Annotated in this window: 8 protein-coding genes and 4 pseudogenes; 3 read left to right on the forward strand and 9 right to left on the reverse strand. The window is 65.3% G+C overall.

From position 1 onward, the window contains the following. Window positions 1-3: 3 nt before the first annotated feature. The 8 genes and pseudogenes from VQ044_RS16855 to VQ044_RS16890 form a co-directional block, all read right to left on the reverse strand. A complete protein-coding gene (locus VQ044_RS16855; protein ID WP_327648356.1) occupies window positions 4-1980 on the reverse strand; it encodes an acyltransferase family protein in 1977 nt (658 codons plus the stop codon). Window positions 1981-2103: 123 nt separating this feature from the next. Further along, complete coding sequence (gene rfbA, locus VQ044_RS16860; RefSeq protein ID WP_327648358.1) at window positions 2104-3009, reverse strand: glucose-1-phosphate thymidylyltransferase RfbA; 906 nt, start codon at window positions 3007-3009, stop codon at window positions 2104-2106. After that, a complete protein-coding gene (gene rfbD / locus VQ044_RS16865; RefSeq protein ID WP_327648359.1) occupies window positions 3006-3917 on the reverse strand; it encodes a dTDP-4-dehydrorhamnose reductase in 912 nt (303 codons plus the stop codon). The genes rfbA and rfbD overlap by 4 nt, the downstream gene beginning before the upstream one ends. 8 nt (window positions 3918-3925) lie before the next feature. Further along, complete coding sequence (gene rfbC / locus VQ044_RS16870; RefSeq protein ID WP_327648361.1) at window positions 3926-4480, reverse strand: dTDP-4-dehydrorhamnose 3,5-epimerase; 555 nt, start codon at window positions 4478-4480, stop codon at window positions 3926-3928. Then, entirely contained in the window at window positions 4480-5544 is a 1065-nt protein-coding gene (rfbB, locus tag VQ044_RS16875; RefSeq protein WP_327648363.1) for a dTDP-glucose 4,6-dehydratase, read from the reverse strand. The genes rfbC and rfbB overlap by 1 nt, the downstream gene beginning before the upstream one ends. Before the next feature lie 106 nt (window positions 5545-5650). Beyond that, entirely contained in the window at window positions 5651-6217 is a 567-nt protein-coding gene (locus VQ044_RS16880) for an N-acetyltransferase (protein ID WP_327648365.1), read from the reverse strand. Next, window positions 6214-7014 (reverse strand): glycosyltransferase family 2 protein, encoded by an 801-nt coding sequence (locus tag VQ044_RS16885; protein ID WP_327648367.1) that lies wholly within the window; start codon window positions 7012-7014, stop codon window positions 6214-6216. Before VQ044_RS16885 ends, VQ044_RS16880 begins: the two co-directional genes overlap by 4 nt. A gap of 271 nt (window positions 7015-7285) precedes the next feature. Beyond that, window positions 7286-7429, reverse strand: a pseudogene (locus VQ044_RS16890) (IS110 family transposase); the annotation flags it as partial. A 181-nt stretch (window positions 7430-7610) separates the two neighbouring features. Here VQ044_RS16890 and VQ044_RS25755 point away from each other — a divergent pair. From VQ044_RS25755 to VQ044_RS16900, 3 genes and pseudogenes are all read left to right on the forward strand, one after another. Beyond that, window positions 7611-8063 (forward strand): annotated as a pseudogene (locus VQ044_RS25755) (S-adenosylmethionine synthetase N-terminal domain-containing protein); the annotation flags it as partial. A 105-nt stretch (window positions 8064-8168) separates the two neighbouring features. Further along, window positions 8169-9002, forward strand: a pseudogene (gene metK, locus VQ044_RS25760) (methionine adenosyltransferase); the annotation flags it as partial. A 146-nt stretch (window positions 9003-9148) separates the two neighbouring features. Continuing rightward, window positions 9149-9379, forward strand: a complete 231-nt coding sequence (locus VQ044_RS16900; protein ID WP_331827727.1) for a hypothetical protein — start codon at window positions 9149-9151, stop codon at window positions 9377-9379. On the opposite strand, the pseudogene VQ044_RS16905 reads toward VQ044_RS16900, so the two are convergent. Beyond that, window positions 9368-9715, reverse strand: a pseudogene (locus tag VQ044_RS16905) (ATP-binding protein); the annotation flags it as partial. The gene VQ044_RS16900 and the pseudogene VQ044_RS16905 overlap by 12 nt on opposite strands. Window positions 9716-9824 lie beyond the last annotated feature (109 nt).

Genomic DNA, 9824 nt, shown 5'->3' on the forward strand with positions numbered 1-9824 from the left:
CCCTCAATCGCGTTCGGGTAGGCGCATCAAGGCGCGGGCGAGTGGGTCCGTCAATACGGCGCGTGCGCCTCGACTCGAGAGGTGCCCACTATCCTTGTAGAGGACGAGCCCATCCTGAATCATTCGGCAATTTCCACTTACACAGAGGGACGCAGCAGGGGACAGAATCGGCACGCCCGCTTCTCGCGCGGCACCCAGCAGATAAGGCGGATCTAGGCGCGGCGCCGGAGGTCGGCGTCGAGTACCCGCCAGCCGGTCGAGGGGCCCGAAAAAGAGCGCGCGCGCCAGATGGGTCGGCACATCGACGGTGTATACCGGCACCTGCCCTATTACCAGGACCGCTCCAACACGCTCTGACGTCCAGCGCAATGTGGACCACGCGCCGAACCGAAGCCTCCCCTCCAGAGTCTGGCCCTGCTCGGGGGTGAGGAAGCGGACAGGATTGCTACGCCCGTAGGACTGCCAGTTCGCAGCTACGATCACGACATCGAACTCCTCGGCTTTCAGCCGCATCCTGACGGCGTCGTTCGCGGCGGCGCAGTCCCCCTTCTCGGTCTCGAGGTCGAAGATCGGAGGACAGCCGTTAGTTGCGAGGAAGGTAAGGTTGAGCACGCCCGCCTCAGCGAGGTCCGCGAGCGGCGGAAGAAGAGCAGTTGCGTGTGAATCGCCCCAAAGCAGGACACGTCGCGCCGAAGCCCGACGGGTCCTGAACCGACAAACATCGCCAGCAATGATCGCTTCGGGTTGCAGGTCGACGCAGTCGATCTGATCCTGCGTCCAGTCGTTTCGAGCATCTGCAATCCGAAACACGTCGGGATCGACACGATGCGGCAGACCGCCCGAGCGCGTAATCGCCAGGCTCGCTCCGGAGAGAAGTGCGATTGCGGCGATCGTCCCGAAGAGCGTCTCGCCACGAAGAAAACGCGTCTTACGGAAACGAACCGGGTTCTCAACCAGGACCAGCGTCGCGAAGGAGAGTGCGATCGAGATTGCGAACAGCACCGCTTGCTCCGAGCCGGTCAAAGAGCGGTCGAGATAGTAGATCACAAAGACAATCAACGGCCAGTGCCAGAGATAAAGCGCATAAGAGAGCCGCCCCATTCCCACCAAGGGAGCGGAGGCGAGCAGTCGCCCCGCGCACGTTTTGCGACGGCCGCTGCCGAGAATAAGCATGGCCGCCCCGACACATGGAAGCAAAGTCGGGAAGCCGGGATGCCGGGTCCCTGAATCGAAAAGTGCGATGCTCGCTAGAACGAGCGTTAAACCGAGGGTCGAACAAAACTCTGTCGCCCGACCTGAAAGAACGAAGCGGTCCTTGAAGATAGCAACCGCGAGCAACGCGCCCAGAAGCATTTCCCATGCACGGAAGGGGAGCAGGAAGAAGGCCAAGCTTCCATAGGTTCGCTCGATTGCAACACATGCACCAAAGGACAGCGCAGCCGCCACGCCGAGCACGCCGAGATGACGCGATCCACCCCATTTTCGGACTGCCACAATCAGCGCGGGAAAAAATATGTAGAACTGCTCTTCAATCGCTAACGACCAAGTATGTAGCAGGGGCTTGGAATGAGCGTCTGGGCTGAAGTAGCCAGTCGTCTCGAGGAAATGATGGTTGGCGTGAAGGAATACCGCTGCGAAGGCGGAAGATGCGAAAGCCGCGTAGTCATCCGGCAGCAGTAGCAGATATCCGAGCAGGAAGCTCGATGCCAGCACGAGCAACAATGGAGCGGCTAGTCGGCGCGCGCGGCGGTCGTAGAAAGTAAGGAACGAGAACGCCCCCCGCTCAGCATCGGCGAGCACCGAAGTCGCGATCAGGAAACCTGAAATCACGAAGAAGACGTCGACCCCTAGGAATCCTCCTGGAGCGAAAGACGGGTCGAGATGATACAGGACGACTGCCACCACGGCGATCGCCCGCAAGCCGTCTATCTCCGGCCTGTAACGCGTGCCGATCGTAAGACCATCCGTATTGGAGATCATAGCGCTCCCGCTCGAACCCACGCCGGCGATGTACGCTCGCTTGCCTCGCTCATCGGAACGCACGACCGTCAACCGGACAGCGTAGCCCTCCGAGTTTCCGCACACAAAGTGATGCGCGCACAGTCATCTCGTCACCTCGTTGCGCGTTGGCGGAGCCCCCTCCCGCGCCACGCTCTCCAAATACCGCCCGTAATCGGACTTCCCCAGCTCCCGGGCAAGATCGACCAGTTGCTCGCGCGAGATCCAGCCGAGGGCGTAGGCGATCTCTTCCGGGCAGCCGATGCGGTGCCCCTGGCGCTTGGCGAGCGCGCGGACGAATTCGGCGGCCTCGAGCAGGCTGTCCGGCGTGCCGGTGTCGAGCCAGGCGAAGCCGCGGCCGAGCCGCGAGACCCGCAGGTCGCCGCGCTCCATGTAGGCGCGGTTCACGTCCGTAATCTCCAGCTCGCCGCGGGCGGAGGGGCGGATGCCGCGGGCGATCTCAACGACGTCGGCATCGTAGAAATACAGCCCCGTCACGGCCCATGAGGAGCGGGCGCGCGCCGGCTTCTCCTCGATGGAGATCGCCCGGTCCGCCTGGTCGAACTCGACGACGCCGTAGCGCTCGGGATCGCTCACGCGATAGGCGAAGACGACCGCGCCCCCGGAGTCCGCCTGCGACCGGGCGCGCGCGAGCGCTTCGGGCAGGCCGTGGCCGAAATAGACGTTGTCGCCGAGGATCAGCGCGGAGGGCCCGCCTGCGACGAAGTCGGCGCCAATGTGGTAGGCTTGCGCGAGCCCCTCCGGACGTGGCTGCGTTGCGTAAATCAGCGACAGGCCCCAACGCCCGCCGTCGCCCAGAAGCGCCTCGAAGCGCGCGCGCTCCTCCGGCGTCGTGATGACGAGGATCTCCCGGATGCCCGCGAGCATCAGCGTCGTGAGCGGGTAGAAGATCATTGGCTTGTCGTAGACCGGCAGGAGCTGCTTCGAGACGACATGCGTCATCGGGTGAAGCCGCGTGCCGGCTCCGCCGGCGAGAATGATCCCCTTCATGCGTCTCCCCTTCCCAGTTCGGGCGTCCGCGCCTCTGCGAGGTGCGCTGCGACCGTCTCGCCGACGCGCGCGCGCCAATGCGGCAGCCGCACGCCGTGCCGCGCGGCGAGACGCGTGCAGTCGAGCCGCGAATCCGCCGGACGCGGCGCCGGCGTCGGATAGTCGCGCGTGCCGATCCGCTCGACGCGCGCCGATGGCCCGCCGCGCGCTGCGCTCTCGGCGAAGATAGCTTCGGCGAAATCGGCCCAGCTCGCCTCGCCGGCGGCCGTCATGTGAAAGACGCCGCGCAGATTCGAAGCGGGGTCGCCGGCGAGGCGGCGCGCCACGGCGAGCGCGCCGGTCGCGACATCGGCGGCCGCCGTCGGGGCGCCGCGCTGATCGGCGACGACCCGCACCACCTCGCGCTCGCCTGCGAGACGCAGCATGGTGCGCAGGAAGTTCGCGCCGTGCGGCGAGTAGACCCAAGCCGTCCGCAAGGTCGCGTGGTTCGCCCCCGCGGCCCCCACGGCGATCTCCCCGGCCGCCTTCGAACGCCCGTAGACGCCGAGTGGGGCGACCGGGTCCTCCTCGCGGTACGGTCGGCCGAGGCGTCCGTCGAATACATAGTCGGTCGAGATGTGGACGACCGGGACGCCGAGGGACGCCGCGGCGTCCGCGATGGCCCCGGCGCCGATCGCGTTGACCGCGCAAGCGGACGCTTCATCGGCCTCCGCCTTGTCGACGGCGGTGTAGGCGGCGGCGTTGACGATCACGTCGGGCCGCGCCGCAGCGAGCGCGGGCTCGATGCTACCCGGATCGGCGAGATCGAGTTCGGGTCGTGCAAGCGCCACAATCTCAACCGTCTCGTCCGCGAGCGCGCGGAGCGCGCGCGCCACCTGCCCCTCTCGTCCAGTCACGATAATCCGCACGATGTCCCTCACGCGAAATACGGCGGCAGCGCAGAGAGCGGTGGATGGCGGCCGTCCTTTTCGGAGAGCCGCATGGTGTCTGTGGGGAAGGGCCAGGCGATGCCGAGGGCGGGATCGTCGAAAGCGAGCCCGTGATCGTGAGCTGGTGCGTAGGGCGCGCTCACCTTGTAGAGCACGAGCGTGTCCGCCTCGAGCGTGACGAAGCCGTGGGCGAATCCGATCGGCACGAGAAGCTGGCGCCCCGTCTCGGAGGAGAGCTCGACGGCGACGTGGCGCCCGTAGGTCGGCGAAGCGCGGCGGAGGTCGACCGCGACGTCGAGGATGCGCCCGCGCGCTACGCGCACGAGCTTGTCCTGGGCGTGGGGAGGTGCCTGGAAGTGCAACCCCCGCAAAGTACCGATATTGTCCGAGAAGGATTCGTTGTCCTGCACGAATTCGACGTCGATCCCCGCCCGCAAGAGCGCCCCGCGCTTCCAGGTTTCCGCGAACCAGCCCCGCGCGTCGCCGCGGCGCTTGGGAGTGAGGGTCTTCACCGCCTCGATCACCGTCGGCCCGATGATCATCACGCCGCTCCCTTCCCGAGCCGCTCGCCGCGATAGCCACCCGAGCGGACGCGCTCCCACCAGGCGCGGTTGTCGAGGTACCAGCGCACCGTCTCGGCGAGGCCCGCCTCGAATCCGCGCCGTGGCTGCCATCCCAGCTCAGCCATAATCTTGGCGGCATCGATGGCGTAGCGCGCGTCGTGGCCGGGACGATCGGTGACCAAGGAGATCAGCGCCTTGCGCGGGCCGATGTCGGCGTCGGGCTCCACCTCGTCGAGGAGCGCGCACACGGCGCGTACCACGTCGATGTTGCGCCGCTCCGATGCACCGCCGATGCAGTAGGTCTCGCCGGGCGTTCCCTCGGCCGCGACGAGGGTGAGCGCCGCGACGTGATCGTCGACATGCAGCCAGTCGCGCACGTTGTCGCCGCGACCGTAGACCGGGAGCGGCTTGCCCTCCAGGCCGTTGAGGATCATCAGCGGGATCAGCTTCTCGGGAAACTGATAGGGCCCGTAATTGTTGGAGCAGTTCGTGACGAGCGTCGGGAGGCCGTAGCTATGCCACCAAGCTCGCACGAAATGGTCGCTCGCGGCTTTCGAAGCCGAATAAGGCGAGCGAGGGTCGTAGGCCGTCGTCTCGCAGAAGGCGCCCTCCGGACCCAGAGACCCGAACACCTCGTCGGTCGAGACGTGGTGGAAGCGAAAGCCGGCCCGGCGATGCGCGGGCAGGCCGCGCCAGTGCGCGAGCGCCGCCTGCAGGAGCGCGACCGTACCCACCACGTTGGTGCGCACGAAAGCCGCCGGCCCGTCGATCGAACGATCGACGTGGCTCTCCGCGGCGAGGTGAACGACGAGATCGGGCGAGAAATCTGCGAAGGCCTGCGCGACCGCCTGGTCGTCAGCGATATCTGCGCGCCGGAAGGAGAGACGAGGGTCGTCCGCCACGGATGCGAGGGAATCGACATTGCCGGCATAAGTGAGCGCGTCGAGGACGAGGACCTCGTCCGTCGTCCCGTGGATCAGAAGACGAGCCAGCGCTGAGCCAATGAAGCCCGCGCCTCCCGTGATCATTGTGCGTCTCGCCATGTCCTCGCCTCGGCCGGTTCGTCACGACGCGGTATCGGGCTCCGCGATGCCCGCCGCGGGGCGCACCATATCCAACACCGCAAGCCGCACAAGCGTCGCGGTACGATTAATCCTCCAGCACGACGAGCACGCCGCTACGGAAAGCGTAGCAAGAGCCGTCGTGCGGGCAGACGAAATCGGGGCCGAGCCGCTCGCCGGCGCGGCTGACGAAACCCGCCGGCCGAGCGGGCACGCCCATAACGAGGACATGCGGCGCGACGTCGTCGACCACAACCGCCCCCGCCGCGACGAAGGCGTAAGCGCCGACCTCGCGCCCGCAGACGATCGTGGCGTTCGCCCCGATCGTCGCGCCGCAGCGGACGATAGTCCGGCGGTATCCCCCTCGGCGGGAGACATGGGCCCGCGGATTCGCGACGTTAGTAAAGACGCAGGATGGGCCGCAGAAAACCTGGTCCTCGAGCACGACCCCGTCGTAGAGTGAAACGTTGTTTTGGATGCGCACCCGGTTGCCAACTTGGACGCCATCCGCAATGAAGACGTTCTGGCCGAGCACGCAATCCGCACCGATCACCGCGCCGGCGCAGATATGCGAAAAGTGCCAGATCCGCGTGCGGTCGCCGATCCGGGCGCCCGGATCGATCACGGCGCTCGGGTGGGCTCCACGCGCCGTCATGCGACCCGCCAGCCCCACTTCGAAAAGTAGCGCATCGCGTTGCGGATCATCACGAAAGCGATACGCCGGCTGCGATGCGCGGCCCGCTGCCAGCCGTGGATCACCGCGACGTCCGGATTGTAGACGGTGCGCCACCCCGCGCCCTGGAGCATGCGAGACAGATCGGCGTCCTCGAAATAGAGAAAGTAGCGATCATCGAAGCCGCCGACCGCGTCGAGCGCCGCGCGGCGGCAGACCATCAGCGCGCCCGAGCAGAAGGGCACGTCCACGACCCGGTCGTAGCCGACGTCCGCCATCTCGTAGCGCGCCATGCGCCCCTTGCATGCCGCGCGAATGACACCAGGCGCGAAGCGCCTGAGCGCAAGGTCGAGGACGGTGGGATGGCGTCGGTTGGCATGCTGGAGCGTGCCGTCGCCCCAGGTCATGCGAGGGCTCATCAGTCCGACGTCGGGATTTGCCTCGAGAAACGCACGGGAGCGCGCGAAGAAATCCGGACCGACCACGATGTCAGGGTTGCAGATGACGTGTATCGGCGCCTTCGTTCTGCCGAGGATCGCGTTATGCCCGCGTCCGTAACCAATGTTGTCGCCGCCGAGCACAATGACGATGCGCGCGGGCTGCGCTTTCACAGCACGCTGGATCAAGGAGACAGTCTCGTCCTGCGAGCCGTTATCGCGAATGAGGACGCGAACCTCGCCGGGGAAGGCGCTCGCAGCCGCAGACAAACTCGAGAGCGTGGAATCGATCGTCTTGGCGCTGTTGTAAGTGATGATACCGACGCTTACAGAAACTTCCATTTTGATGCACCAAAGAGTGACCGGAAGATGGAAGTAGACTGCGCCGACGGTTTGCGGCAAGAGACTTTTTGGAGTTCCCCCGGTTGTGTGGACACGATCTGACTTTCATTGGAGAGTGTCCGAATGCCGAGAACGAGAGCCCCTTATCCGACCGAGTTTCGGGAGCAGATGGTAGCGCTGGTACGCGCTGACCGCAGCCCTGAGGTGTCGCGTCCGTCAAGCTGGTTGTAGCGGCGGGCAGCGACTGAGGCTTATGCGGTAAGCGGCCTCCCTCCCCATCGCGATAGGCCGTCAGGTCGGGGCGCCTGGCTGCGAGCGTCCGGATCAATTGCATCCGCGTCATGCGACGAGGCTGGTCGCGCAACCCGTCGGTTGCGCAGACGATCATGGTCTGGATGATCTGCAAGGCGGCACGCCCCGGCGGCGGCGCAAGTCGCACTTGACCTTCCACCCTCGTTGCCCCACACCGCACCGCGCAATATATGTGTCGGGAGCCCAATCTCCCGCCACGCAGCTTTTCGTCCCGTCGAACCATCGCGCTGTTGACCGGCTGCGGAGTTGAGACGGGCGATTCCCGGAATCGAAGAGGGGTAAAGATGGCGCGTTCGGAATTTGTCTTCACCAGCGAAAGCGTCTCGGAAGGCCATCCAGACAAGGTTTGCGATCGGATTTCCGACGAGATCGTCGATCTCGTCTATCGCGAAGCCAAGAAGACCGGGGTCGATCCCTGGTCGGTCCGCATCGCCTGTGAGACGCTCGCCACGACCAATCGCGTCGTGATCGCCGGTGAAGTCCGGCTGCCGCCAAGTCTGATGAAGACCGACAAGCACGGCAATGAGGTCATCAATCCGTCCCGCTTCAAGTCCGCCGCTCGCCGCGCCATCCGCGACATCGGCTATGCCCAGAACGGCTTTCACTGGAAGACCGCGAAGATCGACGTCCTGCTGCATTCGCAGTCGGCCGACATCGCCCAGGGCGTCGACAAGGCCTCGGACGTCAAGCATATCGATGGGGCGAACGCTCAGAACGAGGGCGCCGGCGATCAGGGCATCATGTTCGGCTATGCCTGCCGCGAGACGCCCGAGCTGATGCCGGCGCCGATCTACTNCAAGGCCTCGGACGTCAAGCATATCGATGGGGCGAACGCTCAGAACGAGGGCGCCGGCGATCAGGGCATCATGTTCGGCTATGCCTGCCGCGAGACGCCCGAGCTGATGCCGGCGCCGATCTACTATGCCCACAAGATCCTCGAGCTTCTGGCGGCCGCGCGCAAAAAGGGCGAGGGCGACGCCGGGCTGCTGGGTCCCGACGCCAAGAGCCAGGTCACCGTCCGCTATGTCGACGGCGATCCGACCGAGGTCACCTCGATCGTCCTGTCCACGCAGCATGTCGAGGAAAGCTGGGACTCGGCCAAAGTTCGCGCCGTCGTCGAACCCTATATCCGCGAGGCTCTCGGCGATTTTCCGATCGCGGATGACTGCGTTTGGTACATCAATCCGACGGGGAAATTCGTCATCGGCGGCCCCGACGGCGACGCCGGCCTTACCGGCCGCAAGATCATCGTCGATACCTATGGTGGCGCGGCGCCGCACGGCGGCGGCGCCTTCTCCGGCAAGGACACCACCAAGGTGGATCGTTCCGCCGCCTATGCGGCGCGCTATCTCGCCAAGAACGTGGTCGCCGCCAAGCTCGCCGATCGCTGCACGATCCAGATCGCCTATGCGATCGGCATCGCCCAGCCGCTGTCGATCTATGTCGATCTGCACGGCACCGGCAAGAAGGTGACGGAAGAACAGATCGAGGCGGCGATTCGGGAGGTCATGGATCTGTCCCCGACCGGAATTCGCCGTCATCTCGACCTCAACAAGCCGATCTACGCGAAGACCTCGGCCTATGGCCATTTCGGCCGCAAACCCGGGCGCGACGGCTCGTTTTCCTGGGAGAAGATCGACCTGGTGCCGAAGCTGAAGGCGGCACTCGCCAGCTAGATAAGCCAAGCTCGCTTTCGCGCCGGGTCGCTGTTAGACAGCAGCGCATGCGACCTGTGCAGGCATGGACGAAGCAGGCGAGGGCCGCCGAGGCTGCCCTAGAAGGGACGAGCGAAAGCCGCTCCCGCGAGGCGGCGATCGCCGAGGTGGCCGCGCGTCTCGGCATGACCCGCCTGACGCTTGCCAAAGCGCTGCAGGGCCTGGCCATCGTCGACGCGTATGGGCGCTGGATGCGACATGCGGATTCCGACGAAGCCGGCCACCTGTTCCGCTTTCATTCCGGCCGCCGTTCCGATTTGAAGCCGGCCACTTTCCTGGACTTATCCTGGGTCGATTTCGATGATGTGCTCGGGTTGGAGTTCAGGTCAAGGGTTTGATGCGACCGTCGGCATCTGACGGTGCTTTCGCAGGCTCTCTCCTGTCAGTTCAATGCGGGAGGCATTGTGGACGAGCCGATCGAGGATGGCATCAGCGATCGTGGGATTGCCGATGATTTCCCACCAGCGATCCACGGGGATTTGGCTGGTGACAATAGTCGACCGCCGCTCGTATCGATCCTCGACGATCTCAAGGAGATCACGCCGCCGATCGTCGTCGAGTTTCTCGGGTCCCCAGTCGTCCAGGATGAGCAGATCAATCCTGGCGAGCGCCTTCAATAGCCTGGCATATCGGCCGTCGCCCCTGGCCAGACCGAGAGTGGCGAAGAGGCGGGGTGGACTTGCCCCGCATTCGTGGCTCTTGCGCAGGTTGTGTGGTCACGAGGCTTGGCGACTCTTTCTAACACCGCAGATTATGCGGTGGAGAAAGCATGCTTGAGATTTC

This window comes from Aurantimonas sp. C2-5-R2 (assembly GCF_036549495.1).
GTDB classification, from domain to species: Bacteria; Pseudomonadota; Alphaproteobacteria; order Rhizobiales; family Rhizobiaceae; genus Aurantimonas; species Aurantimonas coralicida_A.